This window comes from Limosilactobacillus urinaemulieris (genome assembly GCF_932750685.1).
GTDB classification, from domain to species: domain Bacteria; phylum Bacillota; class Bacilli; order Lactobacillales; family Lactobacillaceae; genus Limosilactobacillus; species Limosilactobacillus urinaemulieris.
Window position 1 is genome coordinate 1 of the sequence record NZ_CAKOBX010000014.1, and the last position, 24781, is coordinate 24781.

At 42.0% G+C, this 24781-nt stretch carries 22 protein-coding genes, 1 riboswitch and 2 other annotated features; of the genes, 18 read left to right on the forward strand and 4 right to left on the reverse strand.

The annotated features are described in order from the left end of the window. Nucleotides 1-250: 250 nt before the first annotated feature. The 3 genes from purE to purB are packed head-to-tail and all read left to right on the forward strand — an operon-like array spanning nucleotide 251 to nucleotide 3206. On the forward strand, nucleotides 251-736 hold the full coding sequence (gene purE / locus MR181_RS08490) for a 5-(carboxyamino)imidazole ribonucleotide mutase (RefSeq protein ID WP_242337048.1): 486 nt from the start codon (nucleotides 251-253) through the stop codon (nucleotides 734-736). A gap of 1 nt (nucleotide 737) precedes the next feature. Further along, on the forward strand, nucleotides 738-1853 hold the full coding sequence (purK, locus tag MR181_RS08495; protein ID WP_242337098.1) for a 5-(carboxyamino)imidazole ribonucleotide synthase: 1116 nt from the start codon (nucleotides 738-740) through the stop codon (nucleotides 1851-1853). Between the two features lie 57 nt (nucleotides 1854-1910). Next, the gene (gene purB / locus MR181_RS08500; RefSeq protein WP_242337051.1) at nucleotides 1911-3206 is read left to right on the forward strand and encodes an adenylosuccinate lyase; all 1296 of its coding nucleotides are present in this window, start codon (nucleotides 1911-1913) and stop codon (nucleotides 3204-3206) included. A 191-nt stretch (nucleotides 3207-3397) separates the two neighbouring features. Here purB and MR181_RS08505 read toward each other — a convergent pair whose 3' ends face one another. Then, nucleotides 3398-4150, reverse strand: a complete 753-nt coding sequence (locus tag MR181_RS08505) for an NADPH-dependent oxidoreductase (protein ID WP_242337054.1) — start codon at nucleotides 4148-4150, stop codon at nucleotides 3398-3400. A gap of 69 nt (nucleotides 4151-4219) precedes the next feature. Here MR181_RS08505 and MR181_RS08510 point away from each other — a divergent pair, with 69 nt between their 5' ends. Further along, nucleotides 4220-4966 (forward strand): alpha/beta hydrolase, encoded by a 747-nt coding sequence (locus MR181_RS08510; protein ID WP_242337058.1) that lies wholly within the window; start codon nucleotides 4220-4222, stop codon nucleotides 4964-4966. A 62-nt stretch (nucleotides 4967-5028) separates the two neighbouring features. Here the strand turns inward: MR181_RS08510 and MR181_RS08515 are convergent, their stop codons facing one another. Genes MR181_RS08515 through MR181_RS08525 form a run of 3 tightly spaced genes read right to left on the reverse strand, consistent with a single transcriptional unit; the run spans nucleotide 5029 to nucleotide 8450 of the window. Next, entirely contained in the window at nucleotides 5029-6270 is a 1242-nt protein-coding gene (locus MR181_RS08515) for a homoserine dehydrogenase (RefSeq protein ID WP_242337061.1), read from the reverse strand. Nucleotides 6271-6291: 21 nt separating this feature from the next. Next, the gene (locus MR181_RS08520; protein WP_242337064.1) at nucleotides 6292-7581 is read right to left on the reverse strand and encodes an O-acetylhomoserine aminocarboxypropyltransferase/cysteine synthase family protein; all 1290 of its coding nucleotides are present in this window, start codon (nucleotides 7579-7581) and stop codon (nucleotides 6292-6294) included. Continuing rightward, nucleotides 7578-8450 carry a homoserine O-acetyltransferase/O-succinyltransferase family protein gene (locus MR181_RS08525; protein ID WP_242337067.1) on the reverse strand — a complete coding sequence of 291 codons (873 nt, stop codon included), beginning with the start codon at nucleotides 8448-8450 and terminating at the stop codon, nucleotides 7578-7580. The genes MR181_RS08520 and MR181_RS08525 overlap by 4 nt, the downstream gene beginning before the upstream one ends. 85 nt (nucleotides 8451-8535) lie before the next feature. After that, nucleotides 8536-8785: a binding site (T-box leader), on the reverse strand. Nucleotides 8786-9077: 292 nt separating this feature from the next. Here MR181_RS08525 and purC point away from each other — a divergent pair. The 14 genes from purC to tyrS all read left to right on the forward strand — a co-directional run bounded on the left by purC (nucleotide 9078) and on the right by tyrS (nucleotide 24278). Next, nucleotides 9078-9797 (forward strand): phosphoribosylaminoimidazolesuccinocarboxamide synthase, encoded by a 720-nt coding sequence (gene purC, locus MR181_RS08530; RefSeq protein WP_242337070.1) that lies wholly within the window; start codon nucleotides 9078-9080, stop codon nucleotides 9795-9797. After that, nucleotides 9798-10046 carry a phosphoribosylformylglycinamidine synthase subunit PurS gene (purS, locus tag MR181_RS08535; RefSeq protein WP_242337073.1) on the forward strand — a complete coding sequence of 83 codons (249 nt, stop codon included), beginning with the start codon at nucleotides 9798-9800 and terminating at the stop codon, nucleotides 10044-10046. Further along, a complete protein-coding gene (gene purQ, locus MR181_RS08540; RefSeq protein WP_191911484.1) occupies nucleotides 10047-10727 on the forward strand; it encodes a phosphoribosylformylglycinamidine synthase subunit PurQ in 681 nt (226 codons plus the stop codon). 3 nt (nucleotides 10728-10730) lie between these two features. Beyond that, nucleotides 10731-12959: a phosphoribosylformylglycinamidine synthase subunit PurL gene (gene purL / locus MR181_RS08545; protein ID WP_242337076.1), complete on the forward strand. Its 2229-nt coding sequence runs from the start codon at nucleotides 10731-10733 to the stop codon at nucleotides 12957-12959. After that, a complete protein-coding gene (gene purF, locus MR181_RS08550; RefSeq protein WP_242337077.1) occupies nucleotides 12935-14398 on the forward strand; it encodes an amidophosphoribosyltransferase in 1464 nt (487 codons plus the stop codon). Before purL ends, purF begins: the two co-directional genes overlap by 25 nt. After that, a complete protein-coding gene (gene purM, locus MR181_RS08555; RefSeq protein ID WP_242337081.1) occupies nucleotides 14395-15432 on the forward strand; it encodes a phosphoribosylformylglycinamidine cyclo-ligase in 1038 nt (345 codons plus the stop codon). The genes purF and purM overlap by 4 nt, the downstream gene beginning before the upstream one ends. Nucleotides 15433-15441: 9 nt before the next feature. Then, complete coding sequence (gene purN, locus MR181_RS08560; protein ID WP_242337084.1) at nucleotides 15442-16020, forward strand: phosphoribosylglycinamide formyltransferase; 579 nt, start codon at nucleotides 15442-15444, stop codon at nucleotides 16018-16020. Nucleotides 16021-16023: 3 nt separating this feature from the next. Then, a complete protein-coding gene (purH, locus tag MR181_RS08565; protein WP_242337087.1) occupies nucleotides 16024-17562 on the forward strand; it encodes a bifunctional phosphoribosylaminoimidazolecarboxamide formyltransferase/IMP cyclohydrolase in 1539 nt (512 codons plus the stop codon). Nucleotides 17563-17858: 296 nt separating this feature from the next. After that, nucleotides 17859-19133 (forward strand): phosphoribosylamine--glycine ligase, encoded by a 1275-nt coding sequence (gene purD / locus MR181_RS08570; RefSeq protein WP_242337090.1) that lies wholly within the window; start codon nucleotides 17859-17861, stop codon nucleotides 19131-19133. A gap of 113 nt (nucleotides 19134-19246) precedes the next feature. After that, a complete protein-coding gene (locus MR181_RS08575; RefSeq protein WP_102169493.1) occupies nucleotides 19247-19933 on the forward strand; it encodes a 2,3-diphosphoglycerate-dependent phosphoglycerate mutase in 687 nt (228 codons plus the stop codon). 211 nt (nucleotides 19934-20144) lie between these two features. Then, the gene (locus tag MR181_RS08580; RefSeq protein WP_191911478.1) at nucleotides 20145-20573 is read left to right on the forward strand and encodes a hypothetical protein; all 429 of its coding nucleotides are present in this window, start codon (nucleotides 20145-20147) and stop codon (nucleotides 20571-20573) included. Nucleotides 20574-20762: 189 nt separating this feature from the next. Next, nucleotides 20763-20856, forward strand: a riboswitch (THF riboswitch). 58 nt (nucleotides 20857-20914) lie between these two features. Further along, nucleotides 20915-21463: a folate family ECF transporter S component gene (locus MR181_RS08585; protein ID WP_102169491.1), complete on the forward strand. Its 549-nt coding sequence runs from the start codon at nucleotides 20915-20917 to the stop codon at nucleotides 21461-21463. 200 nt (nucleotides 21464-21663) lie between these two features. Continuing rightward, nucleotides 21664-22671, forward strand: coding sequence for a hypothetical protein (locus MR181_RS08590; protein ID WP_242337092.1), 1008 nt, complete (start codon nucleotides 21664-21666; stop codon nucleotides 22669-22671). 95 nt (nucleotides 22672-22766) lie between these two features. Further along, nucleotides 22767-22969: a binding site (T-box leader), on the forward strand. A gap of 55 nt (nucleotides 22970-23024) precedes the next feature. Then, a complete protein-coding gene (gene tyrS / locus MR181_RS08595) occupies nucleotides 23025-24278 on the forward strand; it encodes a tyrosine--tRNA ligase (RefSeq protein ID WP_242337095.1) in 1254 nt (417 codons plus the stop codon). Nucleotides 24279-24781 lie beyond the last annotated feature (503 nt).

Genomic DNA, 24781 nt, shown 5'->3' on the forward strand with positions numbered 1-24781 from the left:
CTTTAACAAAAAAAGCAGTGAAATTTGAGATTCGTCAATCTCAAACTCCACTGCTTAGCTTAGTCTGTTTAGACTATTTTGTAATAGAACCAAAAATAACCTGACAACGAATACCACATTCATTGTCAGATTATTTTTTTACTCAACATACACGAACTATTTTTTATTAAAAGCATATTTAGTTCGTAAAAACATTGTATTTAACTGGACTATTTGTTATCCTTAAAACAGTTTTTAAGGAGGTCCAATTATGAGTGCAATCAGTATTGTAATGGGTAGTAAGTCAGATTGGTCAACGGTTAAAGAGGGATGCAAGATCCTTGATCAGTTTAGCGTTGACTATGATAAGAATGTTATTTCTGCTCACCGGATGCCAAATGAAATGTTCGCTTTTGCGCAAAACGCGGTTAAAAACGGAACAAAAGTAATTATTGCCTGTGCAGGTGGTGCTGCTCACTTACCGGGGATGATTGCTGCAAATACTCCGTTACCGGTAATCGGGATTCCAGGACAAACAAAGGCACTTGGTGGGATGGATTCGTTGTTATCAATTGTTCAAATGCCTGCGGGAATTCCAGTTGCTACGCAGGCAATTGGGGTAGCGGGGGCAAAGAATGCTGCGTTATTAGCACTCCAGATTCTCGGAATTAACGATCCGCAAGTTCAGCAGCAAATTCTTAATTACCGGAAAGCAATGCACGATCAATCAGTAGAAAGCGGTGCACACCTTGACTAGGATGATTCAACAGGGACAAACGATTGGGATTATTGGTGGTGGTCAGTTGGGGCAAATGATGGCCCTAGATGCTAAGTATACGGGAATGAAGGTCATTGTGCTTGATCCAACCCCTGCTTGTCCGGCTGGTCAGGTTGCCGATGACCAGATTGTTGCGGAGTATGCAGATGTAAAGGCGATTGAAGAACTGGCTAATCGTTCAGACGTCTTAACTTATGAGTTTGAAAATGTTGATTTGAATGCATTACGTGATGTTGCTGATCAAGTTTACATTCCGCAAGGGACCAACTTACTTTACACGACTAAGAACCGAATTCGTGAGAAGAGTTTTTTGCGAGATGCAGGGTTAAAGACCGCTCCGTTTATGGCGGTGAAGACTCGTGGCGATCTTGAAAGGGCTGTTAAGAAAATTGGCTACCCGGCAGTTTTGAAAACTTGTGAAGGTGGCTATGATGGTCATGGTCAGGAAGTCCTCCATGATGATGCTGATTTGGTAAAGTGCTCGGGAATTCTATCCACCGGTGATGCAATTCTTGAAGGCTGGGTGCCATTTAAACTAGAATGTTCAGTAATGGTCGGGCGGAATGAGAACGGGGAAGTAACGGTCTTTCCGGTTTCCGAAAACATTCACCATGACGAAATATTGCACCTTAGTATCGTCCCGGCACGGATTAGTTCGGAACTGCAAGAAAAGGCAAAGCAAATGGCAGTTAAGATTGCCCATGCAATTGACTTACGGGGAATTCTTGGTGTTGAAATGTTTGTTGGTAATGATGGTGAAATTTACATTAACGAATTAGCGCCACGGCCACATAATTCGGGTCATTATTCGATTGAAGCCTGCAACTTTTCACAGTTTGCGATCCACAATCGGGCAATCTGCAATTGGCCATTACCAAAGATTGAATTACTCCACCATGTCGTCATGGTGAATGTTCTTGGTCAACACGTTGCGGGAGTTCGCGATGAAATTGCTAAGAAGCCTAATTGGCATTTTCATGATTACGGAAAGGCTGAGGTTCGTCATAACCGGAAGATGGGACATGTGACGATTTTGACTGATGATTTTGCTAAGACATTGAAAGAGATTGACGATACGCATATTTGGGATAAATAATTCTCAGAACATGGTATATTGTTACTGAGAGAAATAATTAGAGAGGATTTTTAACTAATGATTGATCGTTATACTAGTCCAGAAATGGCGAAAATTTGGAGCTTGGAAACCCAATACCAATGTTGGCTAGAAGTGGAAATTGCGGCGGATGAAGCCTGGAGTAAGCTTGGCCACATTCCAGCCGAAGATGTGGAAAAGATCCGTAAAAACGCGAAATTTTCCGTTGACGGGATCGCTGAAATTGAAGCAGTTACTCACCATGATGTGATTGCCTTTACCCGTGACGTTTCAAAGTCACTTGGGCCAGAACGAAAGTGGGTTCACTATGGGATGACCAGTACTGACGTTGTTGATACCGCTCAGGGACTTCGTTTAAAGAAGGCTAACGACATCATTCGCAAGGATATCGACGACTTCATGGCAGTCCTGAAAAAGTTGGCTGAAAAGTATAAGTACACTGTCTGCATGGGACGGACTCACGGTGTTCATGCTGAACCGACAACTTTTGGCCTCAAAGTAGCTCGTTGGTACTCCGAAATGAAGCGGAATAAGGAACGGTTCGAACACGCTGCTCGTGGCGTTGAAGCCGGAAAAATTTCTGGTGCTGTGGGAACGTTTGCTGAAATTGACCCGTTCGTGGAAAAGTACGTTTGTGAACGTTTAGGATTACGGGCTCAAGAAATTTCAACGCAAATTTTGCCACGTGATCTCCATGCAGAATATATTTCTGCGATTGCTTTAATGGGGACTAGTCTGGAAAATATGGCAACTGAAATTCGGTCATTGCAACGGACAGAAATCCATGAAGTTGAAGAACACTTTGCTAAGGGACAAAAGGGTTCATCCGCAATGCCTCATAAGCGAAACCCAATTGGCTCAGAAAACATCTGTGGTTGTGCTCGGGTTCTTCGGGGGAATGTTGTTACGGCGATGGAAGATGTCACCCTTTGGCACGAACGGGATATTTCCCATTCCAGTGCTGAACGGATGATTTTACCAGATTCTACTTCCCTAATTGATTACATGCTTCGTCGTTTTGGTCGGATCTTAGACAACCTTGATGTCTTCCCAGAAACAATGAAGAAAAACATGGATAAGACCCTTGGATTGATTTACAGTGGTCGGGTTCTTTTGAAGTTAGTTAACAGTGGAATGACTCGTGAAGCAGCTTATGATTTGATTCAACCATATACTGCAAAGTGCTGGGCAGAACAAATTCCGTTCCGGCCATTACTTGAGGCTGACCCAACGATTCAAAAACAACTTTCAAAAGAAGACCTTGATGATGCCTTTGACTACCACTGGCACCTCCGTCACGTTGACGATATCTTTAAGCGGGTCGGCTTAGACTAATTTAGTGAATGAAAAACAGGGGAGCGTGACAGAAGTCATTTATGACTTCGTTTTCACGTCCCCGCGAGCGCAAATAGGGTTCCAGAGTTCGGTTATACCGGACACTGGAACCCATTTGCGTACCGCGCTGTTCGTATTTGAACTTGGTAAAAGTATTTATGTCACGTTCCCCTGTTTGGTAGTTTAAACCATTAATTTAAGGCGAGTCCCTGCTCGTGAAGGACCTGAAGCAACTTATCACGGCTTGTTTCATGTTGGTTTAATTTAGCACCATTGATTTGCTTAGTGAAGGAGTCGATTCGCTTATTAGCATCCCGTAAGTCGTAGTAGGTCGTTACGATTTGGTCGTACTCTTTCAGTGAACTCAATTTGAAGTCACGCGGATAATTATTATCAAAGACGATTTGATCAAGGGGTAACCGAGGCTTTAGCTGTGGTTCTTGGTCGGGAATCCCAACTTGAAGACCGAGAATAGGGAAGGTCATTTTCGGTAAGTCTAATACCTGAATTAGCTTCTCGGGATCGTTCTTGATGGAGCCAAGAACGACACCGCCAAGACCCATGCTTTCGACAGCTGTCAGCGCATTTTGTAAAGCTAGAATTGCGTCTTCAGCGGCCTGCATGAAAATATCTGTGGTGTGGAGTCGACCGTCATCATTGCCGAGTTGGTGACGAATCTGCTGATTTCGATATAAATCGGCAATAAAAATAAAGAGATCACCATTGGCACCAACATATGGCTGCTTTGAGATCTCGCGGACGGCAGCTCGCTTTTTCGGGTCGGTCAAGTGCAGGATGCTAAATTGTTGCAGAAACATACTTGATGAGGTGTGACGGGCCGCTTCGTACAGAGTGGTTATCTGCTCAGTAGTCAGTGATTGGTTTTTAAACTGCCGAATTGAACGGTGGTTAAATTGATGGTCTGTTGTAAAGTTATGAATCATTTTGAAGCACCTCCTATTTCATTATAGTAAAATAACAGAATAGAAGACAAAGCAAAAGGAGTCGGTAAAATGGACGTAACTGTAAAACGCGATGGGCTTACTCTTCGTGGAGCTTTAGAGGGAACAAAACAATTGCAAAATAAGCAGGTAGCAATTTTAATGCATGGCTTTCAAGGAGATCGGGGTTATAAAGCAGGTAACTTTTTGTATGACTTGGCTCATGAATTGAATCAAGCGGGAATCCCGACACTGCGGTTTGACTTTGCTGGTTGTGGTCAAAGCGATGGTTCCTTTACTGATATGACCGTGTTAAGTGAAATTGGTGATGGAATGAAAATAATTGATTTTGCACGTTCGGAAATGAACGCCCAACAAATTTACCTAATTGGGCATTCTCAAGGTGGTGTAGTAGCTTCGATGCTGGCCGCTTATTATCGGGATGTTATTGCAAAGGAAGTACTCCTCGCTCCCGCTGCAACATTAAAGGATGATGCGTTACTGGGAACCTGTCAGGGAACCAAATATGATCCTAACCATATTCCATTAACAGTTGATGTTCATGGTGAGGCAGTGAGCGGTGAGTACTTCCGGACAGCTCAGTTGCTTCCAATCTATGAAACTGCTCAGCACTTTATGGGACCAGCGTTATTGATTCATGGCCTTGCGGATACAGTAGTTTCACCTGAAGCTTCCAAAAAATATAATGTTATTTTGCCGAATAGTGAACTGCATCTCATTGAAGGAGAAGGGCATAAGTTTATGGGTAAAGAGAAACCATCGATCCTTAAGCTTGTGGCAAACTTTCTTCAAGAGTGATAAGAAGCCCCCTTTAAGCATGAGCAAAAATGCTTGAAGAGGGCTTTTTCATATCCAAAGATTTACAATTTAGCGGTGTTATAGACAGGTAAGTAGCTAACAGCTGAACTCCTGGGGAAACTTTTGAGAAATGATTCTAATTCTTGACGGGAAATAACTGGGGTAAGGCCACTCCAGTAGTTATTGCCATTGGTTTCGCCTTGCCAGTTAATTGCATTAGTCGGCTTGACAGATGTTCCGTAAGTGGTAATTAGGTATGATTGGGGAATCGTAGTTAAACTACAGGGTGTTAATTCGTTGTGATAATTATTAAATTCGCTTCCGCAATCATAGTCTAAAATATCAGTTGCTGCTGCGGCAAGGTCACTTAAAATACTATTAGCGGTAGGCTTGGCACCGGCACCAGGCCCCGTATAAACGCTTGAACCGAGGGCGTTACTTTTAACCGCAACGGCATTTTGCACGCCATTGACTTGAGCGAGCTGGTCATTGTGCTCAATTAATGTTGGACCAACGAAGGTATAAAGCTTGTTGTTTAGGCGCTTGGCGATTGCGAGGAGCTTAATTGTGTAGCCAAAATGATTCGCACTAGCTAATTGAGCTGCGGTAAGGTTCTCAATGCCATGGATACCAAGCTTATTGGGATCCAATGCTTTACCAAATGCAAACTGACTAAGAATACTAAGTTTATTAGCAGTATCGATCCCCTTAACATCATTAGTGGGGTTTGCTTCCGCATAGCCTTTTTTCTGGGCATTCATTAATGCTTTATCGTAACTAACGTTTTCACTGGTCATTGCCGATAGAATATAATTAGCAGTCCCATTAATGATTCCGGTGACCTGGCTAATTTGATCCGTTACAAGACTGCTGCTGAGTACCCGAAGAATTGGGATCCCACCGGCAACGCTTGCTTCATAGAGAAAATCAACGTGACGACTTTTGGCAAGCTGGGCAAGGCGTGGGCCATCGATTGCGAGAAGATCCTTGTTAGCGGTGATTACGGATTTATGGTTGTAAATTGCCTGGGTGATTGCCTGACGAGCACGATTAACAGTCCCCATTGTTTCAACGATTATTTGAATTTCCGGATCGTTAAGGACTTCATCAATTTGATCGGTGAGGATTGTTTTATCAGGAAGTGATACATTTCGCGGCTTATCTAGGTGGGCAACCGCTACTCGCTTAAGGATGAAGTGAACGTTCGTGGTTTGCTCGATTTTAGCAGCGTGTTCTTGTAATAGCTTCACAACCCCTCCGCCAACGGTTCCTAGACCGAGAAGGCCAATCGTAATCGTCTGCATAACAGAACCTCCTTTACTTGGTTAAATCTTTGCTAGTGCTTGGTCGAGATCCGCAATCAGATCATCCGCGTTTTCAATTCCCACGGAAACCCGAATGAGATCGGGAGTCACGCCAGCGGCCTTTAATTCTTCAGGGCTTAATTGAGCATGAGTTGTTGAGGCCGGATGAATAATCAGTGACTTGGCATCGGCAACGTTTGCTAATAGTGAGAAGAGCTTGAGGTTGCTGATAAGTTTCTTACCAGCTTCCTCGCCGCCTTTGAGGCCAAGGGTAAAAATTGAGCCGACACCATGAGGAAAGTATTCATTTGCTAATGGCTTATATGGACTATCTGCTAATTCTGGGTAGTTGATCCAAGCAACTTTTGGATGATTGTTTAGGAAGTTGACAATCTTCCGGGTATTGGCAACGTGGCGTTCAACCCGGAGTGAGAGTGATTCGAGCCCTTGAAGGAGAAGGAAGGAGTTGAATGGGCTGATTGTTGCCCCAAGATCCCGTGCTGTTTCGGCACGAACCTTAGTTGTAAATGCCGCTGGAGCGAGGTCAGCAAAAACAAGACCATCATATTGCGCATTCGGTGTGGTGAAATCGGGATAACGACCGCTTGCTCGGTAATCAAACTTCCCGTTTTCTACAATGACACCACCCATCGTTGTCCCGTGACCACCAATAAATTTAGTTGCGGAATGAACAACAATGTCTGCACCGAGGTCAAGCGGCTTAACGAGGTAGGGAGTTCCAAAAGTATTGTCAACAATGAAGAGAATCCCGTGCTGATGGGCGATTTTAGCGATTGCCTTAAAGTCAACTAGGTTAATTCCGGGATTCCCAATACTTTCGACATACAGGGCCTTAGTATGCTCATTAATCTGTTTTTCAAAGTTTGCTGGATCGTCAGGATCGACAAAGTGAGTTTTAATTCCTAATTTAGGAAGGGTAACGGCAAAGAGGTCATAAGTTCCACCGTAAATCGTACTTGCGGAAACAATTTCATCGCCTTGTTGGGCAATGTTTAGGATGGCGGCAGTGATTGCTGCTGAACCAGTTGCCAAAGTGATTCCAGCTGTCCCGTTCTCTAATGCAGCTACTCGACGGTCAACAACATCAGTGGTCGGGTTTGTTAACCGGGTATAAATATTTCCGGGTTCCTTTAAGGAGAATCGGTCGGCGGCTTGTTTAGCGTCTTTGAAGACGTAAGAAGTTGTTTGGTAAATTGGCACCGCACGAGCACCGGTCTCGTCTACGGTTTGACCAGCATGAACTTGGAGGGTTTCGAAATGGTATTTTGGTGATTGTTCTTGATTACTCATACTAATGTACCTACTTTCTGTTGTGTAAATGTATCTAACCAATTTTGATAGATTTGTGTACTTGAATTTTGCCATGAATATTTAATTTCACCGGTGTTTCGGTTAGTGAAGTAATTATGCGGTTCCTGAATAGGCAACCGCTTTTTTAGATCACGGTAATATTCCTGCGCCAGCGTATCTGCTTCATATTCCGGATGGCCTGTAATGTAAGTACGGTGTTTGCCGGGAGAGTGATAGATTAAAGGACCAATCTCATTATTTTCGGCAACAATTTGAAGATCATCAGGAAGACTCTTCGGATTAATGTTGGGATTGGAGTGACGTGATTGGGGGATGACTAATTGTTGGTTAGTAAGGTGTTCCGCTAATTGATTACACCTGTTGATTTCTGTTGCTTGATAGATCCCGAAAATTTTCCGTGGTAACTGGTGCTTATTAATTTGATAGTCATTATAGAGACCACCAAGAGCAGCCCAGCATTCTAGCAAACTTTGCTTGGTATGGCGTTCTGCCCAGTCACAGATTGTGCGAAATTCTTCCCAATAATCAACTTGCTGAAAAGCGAGCTGTTCAACGGGAGCACCAGTAATGATTAAGCCGTCGAACGAGTAATTCTCAATTTCTGCTAAGCTAACGTAAGCCTTAGTGATCGTTGAGAAAGAAACACTTTTAAAATGGTGAGTTGCTGGATAAAGAAAAGTAAGTTCAACATCTTGAGTTAACCTATTGAAACTTTCAAGAAATTGACGTTCGGTTGTCTCCTTAGTTGGCATTAGGTTAACCACCACGATTGATACTGGATTGTTGAGGTAATGATTTTGCCAGTGACCGTTACTGAGCAAGAAACCATTTTTTGCATTTGCTGTCATTACTGATTCTCCTTTCTTAGGTGATGTGATTAGGGGAGATTAGATTTTAATAAAAAAAGCTTTCATCCCAGTCGTTCAAATAGAACTATGGGACGAAAGCTTTCGCGGTACCACCCTGAGTTTATTGTTATCTTGCAATAACAACCTCGTTAAGTACTCATTATAAGACATGAATACTCCGCAATGTAACGGTTGCTATCCGTCTAACCTAGCCGGAACGACCAAGTTAGATGACTCAGAGCTCATCTTCATACTATTGCCGAATATCCTTTTTCACCAAGTAAGGACTCTCTGTAGAAACGACGCGGCACTACTCTTCTCTTCAAAGTCTAATCATAATTTAATTGTTTATTAGTTTAATCTTAATTTTTGAAAAGTCAATAATTATCTTGAGAAATTTAAAATATTTATTTGGGGATGATTAACGATGGACGATGAGGTGAATTAGGTTAATTTTATAAAAAATCAGCGTAAAACACGAACTATATCAAGAAAAATAGATATAAAGTTAGTAAATTGTATTGACAATTTACTATCGCCGAGAGTATATTAATGACAGATTTTAACGAATAAAATCTTGAATATTATTTTTAATGTTCGTCTTTTAAAAAGGAGCCTTAGTTAGAAATGGAAAAGTTACTTTATACCGGAAAAGCAAAACAAATGTGGCAAACAGACGATCCGGAAGTACTGCGGGTTGTATATATGGACCAAGCGACTGCGCTGAACGGGAAAAAGAAAGAGCACTTTGCTGGGAAAGGTGAGGCTGCTAATGCCATTTCTAGCTTGGTTTTTCAATATTTGATCAAGCATGGGATTGAGACTCACTTTATCAAAAAATTGTCAGCTAATGAGGACTTAGTTAAGAAATGTTCGATGTTTCCACTAGAATTTGTTACCCGAAATGTAGTTGCAGGACACTTTGCTAGTCGGTATGGCCTAGATGAAGGAAAGAAGCTTCCAGAACCGGTTGAGGAAACTTTTTATAAGAGTGATGAATTAGATGATCCATTTATTAACGAATCGGCAACGATTGCGTTGGAAATTGCTACCCATGCCGAACTCGAAAAAATGTGGAGCATCTGTCGAGAAGTTAACGGTCTGTTGACACCGCTTTTTGAAAAAGCAGGAATGCAACTAGTTGACTTTAAGTTAGAGTTCGGTCGATTAAGTAATGGCGAGATTATCCTGGCAGATGAATTCTCACCTGATAATTGCCGGTTGTGGGATATTAAGACTGATCAGCACATGGATAAGGATGTTTATCGGCGGAAGTTAGCTGATTTAACCCAAACCTATGATCAAGTATTAGCGCGGTTGACAGATGTTATTGCGGAGGATAAGTAAATGACAAAAGTACGAATTTTCGTTACCTATAAGCAATCGGTTTTCGATCCTCAAGGGGAGACTATTAAAGATGCAATTCATACTTTGGGCCATGATGAAGTGAAGGATGTCCAGGTTGGTAAATTCTTCGATGTAACTGTTGAGGGAACTGGAAAGGCGGTTGGAAAAACAATTGAGGAGATTGCGGATCAACTTCTAGTTAACTTCAATATGGAAACCTATAAGTACCAAGTGATGGAGGAAGATTAAATGAAGATCGCGGTGATTGTTTTTCCTGGTTCTAACTGTGATATTGACCTCTATGAAGCACTCCACTCTGTTTGTCATGCTGATGTGGAATATGTTTCACATCGAGAAAAGAGTTTAGCGGGTTTTGATGCGGTGATGTTACCAGGAGGCTTCTCCTATGGTGATTACTTAAGAGCGGGGGCAATTGCTCGCTTTACTAATATTATGCCGGCAGTTATCAAGATGGCAGAAGAAGGGAAACTAGTCTTTGGAACCTGCAATGGCTTTCAGATTTTAACAGAAGTTGGTCTTCTTCCTGGGGCACTAAAACGAAATGACAGTCAAAAATTCGTCTGCAAAACCGTTCCCTTGGAAGTGGTTAATAACGAAACGAACTTTACTCGGCAATATGAAAAGCACGAACGAATTGCTTTACCGATTGCTCATGCTGACGGAAGCTACTTCGCAGATGAAGAGACGCTTGACCGTCTTGAAAAGAATCACCAGGTTGTTTTTCGCTATGCTGAAGAAAACCCGAACGGCAGTCTGCGGAACATCGCTGGAATTACTAATAAACGGGGGAATGTTTTGGGAATGATGCCTCACCCAGAGCGAGCTGTTGAAGCACTTCTTGGTAATACTGACGGACTGCGGTTATTTAAATCATTACTGGCAAATGGAAACGTAAAGGTGGAGGAATAGACAATGGAACAGGCAATGACCCCCGAAGAAATTAAAAAACAAAAGCCATACCTTGACTGGAGTCTGAGCGAAGATGAATATAACTACATTAGCGAAAAGCTTCTTGGCAGATTGCCAAACTATACCGAAACCGGATTATTTTCCGCAATGTGGAGTGAACACTGCTCTTATAAAAAATCAAAACCTGTTTTAAGACTTTTTCCGAATAAAAATTCCCGTGTTCTACAAGGCCCTGGTGAAGGTGCAGGAGTTATTGATATTGATGACGGTCAAGCGGTAGTTTTTAAGGCGGAGAGTCATAACCACCCAACTACGGTAGAGCCATACCAAGGTGCTGCTACCGGGGTTGGGGGAATTCTTCGTGATATTTTCAGTATGGGTGCTCGACCAGTTGCCTCACTTGATTCTCTCCATTTTGGTGAACTAACTGATCCCAAAATGCGAATGAAGGTTGATGGAACAGTACGGGGGATTGGTGATTACGGTAACTGTATGGGAATCCCCACAATTGCCGGTGAAACGACTTTTGACCCGTGCTACCAAGGAAATCTTTTATGTAATGCGATGAGTGTGGGTTTGATGGACCAGAAGGATCTTCAGAAAGGGAAGGCGGCCGGGATCGGTAATGCGGTAATGTATGTCGGCGCCCAAACTGGTCGTGATGGAATTCATGGGGCAACCTTTGCTTCTGCTGATTTTAGTGACGAGAATGCTACCCAGCGGTCTGCGGTTCAAGTTGGTGATCCTTTCATGGAAAAACTCCTTTTAGAGGCTTGCTTGGAAGTCATCACTAAGCACCCTGACTGGCTAGTTGGTATTCAGGATATGGGAGCAGCTGGAATTGTTTCTTCAAGTGCCGAAATGGCATCTGAAGGAGAAAGCGGCATGGAGTTAAACCTTGACCTCGTTCCTCAACGTGAACCAAATATGTCGGCTTACGAAATTATGTTAAGTGAATCTCAAGAACGGATGCTCCTCTGCGTAAATAAAGGCCATGAAGAAGACGTTAAAAAGATCTTTGACTTTTATGGCTTAGAAGCAGTGACGATTGGTCGGATTACTGCCGGCCACGATTACGTTCTCTACCATGATGGGCAAGAAGTCTGCAATATTCCTGTTTCTAGTTTGACTGATGATGTATTGGAAGAAGCTAGTGAAGAAAAGAAACCAGCACGGATTTCAGCAGCAGAAAAGCAAACCGCCTGGGTACCAACTATTGATGATGCTGAACAGACATTACGGAGTCTTCTTCAGCAATCAACAATCGCGGATAAGAGTATTTTTTATCAACAATATGACTCGCAGGTACGGACAAGCACGGTGGTTGGTCCCGGAAGCGATGCCGGTGTTTTACGTGTTCGCGGAACCCATAAAGGCCTTTCGATGACAACCGATGGGAACGGCCGCTTCGTCTATTTAAGTCCAGAAGTTGGGGGTCAAATCGCCCTTATTGAGGCGGCAGCTAACATTGTGGCTAGCGGTGCCGAGCCATTAGGAATTACCGACTGTTTGAACTATGGTGACCCAAATGATCCTGAAATTTTCTGGGAGCTCCACCAATCTGTTAAGGGAATGGCTGATGCTTGCCGGGTATTTGATACGCCGGTTATTTCAGGGAACGTTTCGCTATATAACGAGAATAATGGGAAAGCCATTCACCCAACACCAATGGTTGGAATGGTTGGCCTGATTAAGGATATTCAACATGTTATTCCATCATTTGTTCAGCATGCTGGCGACAAGGTATACCTTGTTGGTAAAACTGGGAATGACTTTGCGGGTACAGAAATTCAAAAGATGCTTACCGGTGATATTAGTGGTGTTCTTAACTCGTTTGATATGGAACACGTTCATGACTACATGATGCGTCTCCTTACCGTAATGCAGCAGGGAAATGTCGCAAGTGCCCATGATTTAAGTGAGGGCGGTCTTGGAGTTGGCCTTGCGGAAATGTTATTTAAGACTGATTTGGGGATGAATATTGATATTCGTCACCTGACAGCTGCTCAACTATTTAGCGAAACTCCGGGACGGTTTGTTGTAACAGTCCCTACTGCCAAGACGGCTGCTTTTGAAAAAATGATGGGCGCGGATGCACTGCTAGTTGGGGAAATCACTAATACCCATTGGCTTGAAGCGCACTTACAAGATGCTGAGATCAATCAAAACGTTGCTGAACTACAAAAATTGTGGGAGGAGGCGATCCCATGCCAGCTGAAATCAAAGGATTAAATGAAGAATGTGGTGTCTTTGGTATCTTTGGCGCTCAAGATGCAAGTCAGTTAACATACTATGGCCTCCATACTCTTCAACATCGTGGTCAGGAAGGTGCCGGAATCGTTTCGACCGATTCAAAAGAACTTTACCAGCATCGTGATCGGGGGCTTTTAGCCAAGGTATTCGCTAACCCGAATGAATTAAAACGACTAGTTGGTGACGCAGCAATTGGTCATGTCCGTTATGGTACGAGTGGTCATAATTCAATCGCCAATGTCCAACCCTTTTTATTCCACTTCCACGATGGTGACGTTGCGTTAGCCCATAACGGGAATTTAACTAATGCCGTTACATTACGACGTCAACTTGAGGATGCTGGCGCAGTTTTTCAATCAGATTCCGATACTGAAATTCTGATTCATCTAATTCGAAAATATATTAAAGCAGGGTTTCTTCCGGCTTTAAAAAAGAGCTTGAACATTGTCCATGGAGGCTTTGCCTTTCTCTTGCTACAAAAAGACAGGTTAATTGCAGCACTAGATCCAAACGGAATCCGTCCTTTATGTATTGGTCAATTAGAAAATGGTGCTTACGTAGTGGCTAGTGAAACGTGTGCCTTAGACATTGTTAACGCTAAATTTATTCGAGATGTTCAACCAGGAGAGCTGATTGTAATTGATCGCGATGGGCTCCATATAGATCACTACACAACGGATACTCAATTGGCAATTTGCTCAATGGAATATATTTACTTTGCTCGCCCTGATTCAATTATCCACGGCGTAACAGTTCATAACGCCCGTAAACAGATGGGAAGGTTACTGGCAAAGCAATACCCGATTGAAGCAGATATGGTTATCGGCGTTCCTAACTCATCGCTATCTGCAGCGTCAGGTTATGCGGAAGAGTCCGGATTACCGTACGAAATGGGCTTAATTAAGAGCCAATATGTTGCCCGGACATTCATCCAGCCAACGCAGGCCCTTCGTGAACAGGGTGTTCATCTAAAACTATCTGCCGTTCGCGGGGTTGTTGCTGGTAAACGAGTAATTGTAGTCGATGATTCGCTCGTTCGGGGAACGACTTCTAAACAGATTATTAAAATGCTTCGCCATGCAGGAGCAAAAGAAGTCCATATGCTGATTGCTTCACCGCCGTTTAAGTTTCCGTGTTTTTACGGGATTGACATTTCAACGCGATCAGAGTTAATGGCAGCTCATTATTCGATTTCAACAATGAAGGAATTGATCGGTGCTGATTCTCTTCACTTCCTGAGTATTGAGAATTTGATTAAGGCAATCAATGTTCCAGATGCGGGGGATGCACCATATGGGGGTTTAACGGTAGCTTACTTTAATGGCGATTACCCAACCCCGCTTTACGATTATGAAGAAGGATACTTGAAGTCACTAAATGAACAAGAAAAACGGGCACGAAAGGAACTGGGATCATGAATCGCTATCAAGAAGCCGGTGTTAATGTAAATGCCGGATACGAATTAGTTAAGCGGATTAAAGCGGCTGTTAAATCAACTGATCGCCCAGGTGTCATTAGTGGTATTGGCAGTTTCGGCGGGATGTTTGACTTGGGAGAGTTACACATGAAACATCCGGTTCTTGTTTCGGGGACGGATGGCGTTGGGACCAAACTCATGATTGCTCAACAAATGGGGAAACATGACACAATTGGTATTGACGTGGTTGCGATGTGTGCTAATGACGTCCTGGCTCAAGGGGCAGAACCATTATTTTTCTTGGACTACATTGCTACCGGTCATAACCAGCCTGAAAAAATGGCAGAGATTGTCAGCGGTGTTGCCGCGGGATGTCGTGATGCCGGTGCGGCGTTAATTGGTGGTGAAACAGCTGAAATGCCGGATATGTATGCGGAAGATGAATATGATTTAGCTGGAACAGTAACCGGAGCCGTAGAGAAAGGAGAACTTTTAACCACGGCTAAACCACAAGCTGGCGATGTCCTTCTGGGATTACCATCTAGTGGGATCCACTCGAACGGCTTTTCCCTTGTTCGTCAGATCCTTTTTAAGGATCATGATGTTCAACTTGACGAGAAACCAGAAGCTCTTCATGGTGAGACGGTTGGCGAGGCCATTTTAAAACCAACCCGGATTTATGTCCGTCAGGTACTTCCTTTAATTCATCAAAAAATGATTAAAGGGGTAAGTCATATTACTGGTGGCGGATTAATCGAGAATGTTCCCCGAATGATTAATGATCAATTGCAGGCGGTAATCGATCACAAGTCGTGGCCAACATTGCCAGTCTTTGACTACTTACAACAGCTTGGTCAGTTATCACTGGCAGATTGTTTCCAAACATTCAACATGGGGATTGGCTTAGTGTTGGCAGTTGATCCTACTAATGTTGAACGGGTTCAAGGAAAGTTAAAAGAAGCAGGCGAGGCAAGTTACCAAATTGGTCAGCTGCGTCAACGCCCTGAAAATGCTGAAAAGATTGAAATTAAGTGAGGTTTGAAAATGAGAGTTGCCATTTTCGCTTCCGGGAACGGAACAAACTTTGAAGTGCTAGCAAAGCATTTTCAAAGCGGTGATATTCCTGGTGAATTATCGTTGCTCTTTTGCAACCATCCAGATGCACCGGTAATGAAACGGGCACAGCGCCTTGACGTTCCTGCCGAAAGTTTCACGGTGAAATCCTGTGGTGGGAAGGAAGAGTACGAAAAACAGCTTTTACAGTTGTTGAAAAAGTATCAAATTGACTTTATTGCTTTGGCCGGTTACTTAAGGGTAGTTGGTCCAACAATCCTGGACCAATATGATCACCGGATCGTCAACCTTCATCCGGCATGGTTGCCAGAGTACCCAGGATTACATTCAATTGAGCGGGCATTTAATGACCAGCGAAAACAGACTGGGGTGACTGTTCACTATATCGATGCTGGATTGGATTCTGGACCAATTATCGCCCAACGGCACGTACCAATTTTGCCTAGCGATACTGTAGAAACGTTGGAAGAACGAGTTCATGAGACTGAACATCAGTTATATCCCGAAGCAGTAAAACAAGTTTTGACAGAGTTAGAGAAGGAGAATTAACCTATGAAACGAGCATTGGTAAGCGTATCTGATAAGACAAATTTGGTTTCCTTTGTTAAGGGACTGGTAGAAAACGACTTTGAAATTGTTTCTACTGGTGGCACAAAGAAAGTTTTGAACGATGCAGGAATTAAGACGATCAGTATTGAAGATGTTACTCATTTTCCTGAAATCCTGGATGGTCGGGTAAAAACATTAAACCCATATGTTCATGGAGGGCTACTGGCTCGTCGTGAATTACCAGAACATATGAAGACCCTTGAAAAACTTAACATTACGCCAATTGATCTTGTCTGTGTAAACCTCTACCCATTTAAGGAGACAATTGAAAAGCCAGACGTAAAGCTTGCGGATGCAATTGAAAATATTGATATTGGTGGTCCAAGCATGGTTCGTTCAGCGGCCAAGAATTACCGTGACGTTACAATCGTTGTTGACCGGAACGACTATGATCGGGTATTAGGTGAACTTAAGAAAAATGGTACGACAACATTAGAAACTCGTTCAAAACTAGCTGCCAAGGCCTTTCGCCACACTGCTGCTTACGACGCGTTGATTTCTCAATACCTAACTAAAGAAAACGGCCTAGAAGATCCCGAAAAGTTAACTTTGACGTGGGACTTGAAAGAAACGATGCGTTATGGTGAAAATAGCCACCAAAAAGCTTGGCTATACCAAGATGCATTGCCAAAATCATTCTCGATTTTGTCTGCTAAGCAGCTTCACGGAAAGAAACTTTCCTACAATAATATTAAGGATGCAGATGAAGCTCTTCGTTGCATTCGGGAATTTGATGAACCAACAGTCGTTGCCATGAAACACATGAACCCATGTGGTATTGGTCGGGGTGAGAACCTAGAACAAGCTTGGGATCGTGCCTATGCTGCAGATACTGTTTCAATTTTCGGTGGAGTGATTGCGTTAAACCGAAAAGTTGATTTAGCAACTGCCCAAAAGATGCACAAGATCTTCCTTGAAATCGTGATTGCACCAGGTTTCGATGATGATGCGTACGAAATTTTGGCAAAGAAGAAAAATATTCGTTTGCTCAGTCTTGATTTCAGTAAGAAGGATGAACCAACCAAGCATGAAGTTGTTTCTGTAATGGGTGGGATGTTAATGCAAGAACAGGATACCCTCGAAGAAGACTATCGCGACTGGAAGTGCGTAACGGATGTTCAACCAACTGAAGAACAATTAAAGACACTGATGTTTGCCTGGAAAGCCGTTAAACATGCTAAATCAAATGCGATTGTCCTCGCAAATGATGAACGGACGCTTGGCGTTGGTGAAGGCCAACCGAACCGGATTGATTCTCTCAAAATTGCTGTTAAGCACGCGGGGGATGATATTGATGAACGAACCGTAATGGCTTCAGATGCATTCTTCCCGTTCGGTGATTGTATTGAATACGCTGGTAAGCACGGGATCAAAGCGGTTGTTCAACCAGGCGGATCCATCCGTGATCAGGAATCAATTGACATGGCTAACAAATACGACATCGCCATGGTTACTACCGGGGTAAGGCATTTTAGACACTAGAGTGCGAAGCCGTTAAAACCTTCCGGTGGCTAACGATTCCTCCACCGAACGACGTCTTGTCGTCGGAGATGGAGGTCGTTAGCTCGAGGAAGGTTAGGCGGAGATTGCGGTCACGGCGAAGGAGTGAACCAGAAAACTTGTTTTCGTCTGTGAACCCTCGCAAGGCTGATTAGACTTCTTGCTATCAACTCGTTGATGAAAGAAGTCAATCAGCTACTGCGCAAATCTTGACTCTGCTGCCCAAACACAAGTCAGCAACAAAAATGATTATCTAACATCAAATTCAGGAGGAAATCATGGGGCAAAAAGTTAATTTATTAGTGATTGGCGAAGGAGGTCGCGAATTTGCGATTGCCAAAAAGCTGAAGGAAAGTGCTAGTGTTAACCATGTTTACTGTGCACCGGGGAATGTGGGGATGCCGAGCGTGGGTGTTGAGCCAGTGGCGATTGCCGAAAACGACTTTGCCAGTTTGATCAAATTTGCAAAGGATCATGATATTAAATGGACGTTTGTGGGGCCTGAGGATTGCCTGGTTGATGGTATTGTAGATGACTTTCGTGCAGCTGGATTGAAGATCTTTGGTCCTGATGCTCGAGCAGCGCAATTAGAAGGATCAAAGGATTATGCTTTGAACTTTATGAATAATTATGGCGTACCAACTGCTAAGCATGCTTCCTATCGTGACCAAACAGCCATTCTTGAACATGTGGATCAATTTGGCTATCCGGTTGTTATTAAAGAAAATGGTCTTGCTGGAGGCAAAGGAGTTGTAATTGCCCAGGATCACAATGCTGCGGTCCAAACAATTAAAGAAATGTTTGCTTCAGGCCAAGCCCGGATAGTCCTCGAAGAATGTTTGGCTGGCCCTGAATATTCGATGTTTGTGGTAATCAGCAATGGTCATTACCGGATCTTACCAATGGCACAAGATCATAAACGTGCCTATGACGGTGACCGGGGACCAAATACTGGAGGAATGGGGGCATATAGTCCGCTCCCACAGTTATCGGCAACTGATCGCCAACGAATGATTGATGAAGTGGTTAAGCCAACGGTTGATGGGTTAGTGAAGGGTGAATATCATTATCATGGTGTCCTTTATATTGGACTGATGCTGACTGCAGATGGACCAAAGGTGATCGAATATAACGTTCGTCTTGGTGATCCGGAAACTCAGGTGATTCTTCCACGCTTAGATACAGATCTTTATCAACTTGTTGATGCAGCAATTAATGATCGGCCTTTACCGGTGATTAATGAGAGCGCTGACGCTAGTTTTGGTGTTGTTTTGGCCTCCCAAGGCTACCCACAGAAACCAATTCATGACCAAGAATTAGGTTCCTTCCCTGAGAGTAGCGAAGTGGAAATTGACTATGCTAATGTGACGGGGACGCTTAGTCATTTACGAGGCGCGGGAGGACGGTTATTAATGGTTCTTGCTCAAGCAGAAACGCTTCAGGAAGCTCATGATCGTGTTTATACGTATTTAAAAAAGTTAAACCAACCGGAATGTTTTTATCGTCATGATATTGGTGCAAAGGCTGGATTATGGAACGATAATCGCGATTAATTTCACAAGATCACTGCTTCACCTATTGGATTTTTTCAATGTTTGGATTAAAATGATTAGGTAATGCTGTATAGTAGTATAGCGATTTTTAAGAAGAAAGAGGTCATTAAAACATGGCAAAACTAGTTTTAATTCGTCACGGCCAAAGTGAATGGAACCTTGCTAACAAGTTCACTGGTTGGATTGATGTTGATTTGAGCGAAAAGGGTGTTGAACAAGCTAAGAACGCTGGTAAGGCCCTTAAGGAACATGGTATTCAATTTGACTATGCATACACTTCAGTATTGAAGCGTGCGATCAAGACATTGCACTATGCTCTTGAAGAATGTGACCAACTTTGGATCCCTGAAACCAAGACTTGGCGCTTGAACGAACGTCACTATGGTGCTTTACAAGGTCTTAACAAGAAGGCTACTGCTGAAAAGTACGGTGATGAACAAGTTCACATTTGGCGTCGTTCATACGATGTTTTACCTCCATTGCTGACTGCTGATGATGAAGGTTCAGCATTACACGATCGTCGTTACGCTAACTTGGATCCACGAACAGTTCCTGGTGGTGAAAACTTAAAGGTTACCTTGGAACGGGTAATTCCTTTGTGGCAAGATGAAATTGCTCCAAAGCTTCTTGATGGCAAGAACGTTATTATTGCAGCTCACGGTAATTCTCTTCGTGCTTTGAGCAAGTACATCGAAAATATTTCTGATGATGACATCATGAACCTTGAAATGGCTACTGGTCAACCAGTTGTCTACGACTTTGACGAGAAGCTTAACGTTTTGAGCAAAGAAAAATACTAAAAATAATTATTTTTAATGAAAAGGCCGGAAAGTTCCGGCTTTTTTTGATGCGAAAATCAAATGGCGATCTTTCGGTCAATATAATGAGTCTTGATAAAAATATTAATTGATATTTTGATGAATATAAAATAATAAGTGCTATTAATTGCATAACGTTATTATTAAAAATATAATAATAATGTAAATAAATATTTATCAGGAGGTTATTATTATGGCTGATTATGCAAAACGTCAATTAAAGGCATTAGATCGGATTGCTAAAAAGGTTGCGGATGCTGAAGGACACTTAACTAAGATTGAAGATAGTGTAGACAACGAAAAGCATCGTACTGCTCAACATGAAACGATTAAGGATATCAAGTCAATTCTTAAGCACGCTCAAAAAGTAGACAAGGATAGCGATAAGCTCGAACGTGTTGCAGGTGAAGGACATAAGGATCCTGCTGAAAATCACTACATTTACATGGAAGATGAAGAACCGGTTATCAAAGATCTTAAGAAGGGCTTTGATGAACTAGAAAAGCAACTTGACGGCTTAGACGAGAGTAAGGGCGGTAAGATTAAGGCATTCCGTGCTGAACACCACTACCTTGAAAAGGCTCAGGAAATTTTAAAGAGTGCTGGAAAGTTCAACGATTAATTTTAGTCAGATATAATTAAGATTTTATTCCACCACGATTGGTTTAGTTTGAATCAATCGCGGTGTTTTATTACCTTATAAAGTTAAACACGAACGACAAAGATTAATTACAATTGATGATTGTATATTTTCCATATAATATTGCTAAATACATTGCATATTATCCGTGATTGAGATATATTATTGGATGTTGGGGTAGGAATTACCGAGTTATTGTCCAGCGGAACGGAATGTGAACGCTGGAAGGAAGCATTAGCTGCTTGATAATTTCGCATTCACCACAGAGACACCTGTCAATGTGTTCCCTAACAGAATAAATTTTAAGTAGGGAGTGGATTGAGATGTCATCAATTTTATCTTTTGCTGGTCCGCGGTTTACTACTAAGCGGCTAACTCTTGCTGGAATGCTGATTGCTCTTGAGGTTGTTTTAGAGAAAATCTCAATTGGTGATCCAACAATTCTTAAATTTGGCTTTGGCTTTATTGCGACGGCCTTGATTGGTTATTACTTAGGGCCGTGGATTGGTGGCTGGGCCATGGTGGTTAATGATATTATTAGTAACACCATTCTTAATTCTGGAACCGCCTTTTTTCCGGGATTTACCTTCTCAGCCTTTGTTTCTGGTGTATTAGCGGGGATGTTCCTGTATAACCAGAAAGTTACTTGGCAACGGGCACTAATTTATGAGTTCTTCCAAATTTTAGTAACTAATGTTATCTTTACAACGCTTTGGATTTACATTATGAGCTTAAATACCGGAAGTACTGGAAAAACATTCTGGGCGCTTTTGCTTATCCGATTGCCTAAAGAAGTCATTACTTGGCCTTTAGAAGGGATTATTGTTTTCCTTATTTTGAAGCGATTGAGCAAGATTAATTTGAGGGTATAACTCCTGCAGCAATTTGGTGAATCTTGACGAAGATTTTAATAGAAGATAATTTAGAGTGCTGACCATCATTAATCGGCTTGCTGACTGTGATGGTGAGCACTTTTTGAATTTTTTATGAAAAAAGCACCATGAAAATTGAGCTTTGTTCGTTTTGTGTTATGATGAAAAATATATTCTGAAATAATTGGAGAGAGTATTAAATGAAGAAACGTTATCATTTATCCTTAAAACAGTTCATTCATGATCTGAAGGAACTAGTTAAGCCACATTACCAAACTTCAATGTGGCCACTTGGCGGAGTGATGATTATTTTCCTCGCATTATCATTTATTGTTGGTTATTTTGCCCAGGGGATATTAAGTTCAATGGGGATGGCCATGATGATGATTATGTACGGGATGGCATCACCTGCAGCAATTGGATTGGCTTTGCTTGAATTGCTTCTTGCAATTGTGATTTTAGTGGCATTGTCATTCTTCTATTCATTCTTTACCACGGCCGCACAATTTACTTATCAGGATAAGGTTCGCCACCCTGAACAAATTGTCAGTGCTGGCTCAGTATGGATGCACTATAAACACTTGCGGAAGAATCAATTATGGCGGATCATTCTTTACACTGGCTTGTTTGTATTCCTGTGGAGCTTGCCATTAGATATTATTGGCGGATTAGTTGCTAAAAACCAAGCATTAGTAATTGTTTGCCGGATACTGAACGACATTGTAATGGCATGGAAGGGAATTGAATATTCTCAAGCTAATTTCCTTTACCGTGATCGTCAGCCACAATTCCTTGGTCAATCAATGCGCCATGCCCTAACTGCTAGTCGACGGTTTATGGGCGGGCGCAAGTGGAACTACCTATTGATCATGCTTGTAGTAATCTTTATCCCAATGGTTGTTTGGGAAGTCATTTTTGGTGCTTTAGCATACTGGGGTATTTACACCGCCACTTACGCGTTGATATACATTGGCTTGTTGTTAATGATTCTTGGCTTTGCTGCTTACTTGCCAGTGATTTTTGCCAGTGGGGCCCTTTACTATGAAGAAGCAAAGAAAACCGCTAACTTGGATGAAGACTTTGCTGACACGTTTAAGCCAGTTGCTGAATTAACTGGTGAAGCTTATGTTCATGAAGTTTATACACCAAAGAAAAAGGTAAAGAAAGCTAAACAAAAGCAGGATAAGAAGAAACAAGAAAATAAATAATTGTTAGTTAAAGAGAAGTCACGAAAGAAATAGATTCGGTGGCTTCCTTTTTATCTTGACAAAGTACTAACTCTCTAGGTACAATGACGGCAATAATAAAGGCGTTGATGTAATTTAGTAGTTTGCCAACTAGTAGATTAGAGATTAAACGGTTGCTGAAAGTTTAATGCGGTTGGCTAACGAATTACACTTACGGAGCTTTTCAATTTTGAACGGATCGTCTCGTTATCGACTAGAGAGGCAATTACTGGATTAGTAGTTGCAATTCAAGGTGGTAACGCGGTAAATCGTCCCTGACTTCAATATGGAGTTGGGGATTTTTTGATCTGAAACATGATATAGGAGGCAATACGATGAACATTATTGATGAACTTGAGTGGCGTGGTGCCATTAACCAAACTACTGATAAAGAAGCACTAAAGGAATTAACTGAAAACAAGAACATTGGTCTGTACTGTGGAACTGATCCGACAGGGGATAGTCTTCATATTGGCCACTTAATTCCCTTCATGATTCTTAAACGATTCCAGTTAGCAGGGCATCACCCAGTTATTATTATTGGTGGTGGAACTGGTGCAATTGGTGATCCATCTGGACGGAAAACAGAACGGACCCTTCAAACTGAATCACAGTTAGAGCACAATAAGAAGGCTCTTACCGAACAAATGAAGAAGCTTTTCGGTACTGAGAATTTTACGATTGTTGATAACTATACTTGGCTGAAGGACTTTACCATGATTGACTTTTTACGTGATTTTGGGAAGCTCTTTAACGTTAATACAATGCTAAACAAGGAAGTTGTTGCAAGTCGACTTGACTCAGGGATTTCCTTTACTGAGTTTACTTACCAAATTCTTCAAGCGGTAGACTTCCTGCACCTTTACCAAAATAATAGCGTGCAGCTTGAAATTGGTGGGTCAGACCAATGGGGGAATATTACTGCCGGAATTGATTTGATTCATAAGGTAGAAGGACCGGACGCAAAGGTATACGGGCTGACCATTCCGTTGATGTTAAAGGCTGACGGAACAAAATTCGGGAAAACTGCTGGTGGTGCTATTTGGCTTGATCCAAAGAAGACTTCACCATACGAATTCTACCAGTTCTGGATTAACCAGGATGATCGTGACGTTGTTAAATACCTCAAATACTTTACCTTCTTATCTAAAGATGAAATTGATGATTTAGCCGAGAAAGTTCAAAAAGAACCATGGAAGCGAGAAGCTCAACGGCGCTTAGCTGAAGAAGTTACTAAGTTCGTTCATGGCGAAGAAGGATTGGCCGAAGCTCAACGGATTACTAAGGCATTGTTCTCTGGAGATGTTGCTGACTTAACTACTGAGGAAATTGAACAAGCTTTCAAGGATGTCCCTTCAGTAGAAGTAGCTAATGAAAAGAAGAATATCATTTTGTGGTTGGTTGATGACACCAAGATTGAACCATCACGTCGTCAAGCACGACAAGATGTTGAAAATGGTGCTATCCATATTAATGGTGAAAAGGTAACTGATGTTGATGCAGAGATCGATTCAAGCAGTCACTTTGATGGCAAGTTTGTGATCGTTCGTCGCGGAAAGAAACGTTACTTCTTGGTTCGGGTAAAATAATTTAAAAAATAAATTGTTCAGTTTATGAGTGCTTTTGCCAAAAAACGGCGGGCACTCTTTTACTTTGTTTTGAAACTTGCTAACTATATTTGCTAATTCAAATTTAATGTTCGAATTAGCAAAGCACAAATGAATAGTTCTTCATATTTGTTGTTGACGAAGAAATAAAAAGAAGGTATAGTATAGTCCCTGTTGAGAGATGCAAGAAGTTATTTGTTTATCTGATTAATTGTTTTTATTTCAATAAACATGTTGACTCGCTCTTAACAAGATGATATATTATAAAAGTTGTCTGTTGAGGATGACCGATGAGCTAATTTGAAAAATATTGAAATTAATCATTGACATCTAAAATGACATCTGATATAATTATTAATGTTGACTGTCGCTTCGGTGACGGTTAAGGTAGACCTTTGAAAACTGAACAAAGTTTCGACGAATCAAATGTGTAGGGTCTTCAATCATAATGATTTGAAGCAAAACATTTGCGAAGTCAATTCGCT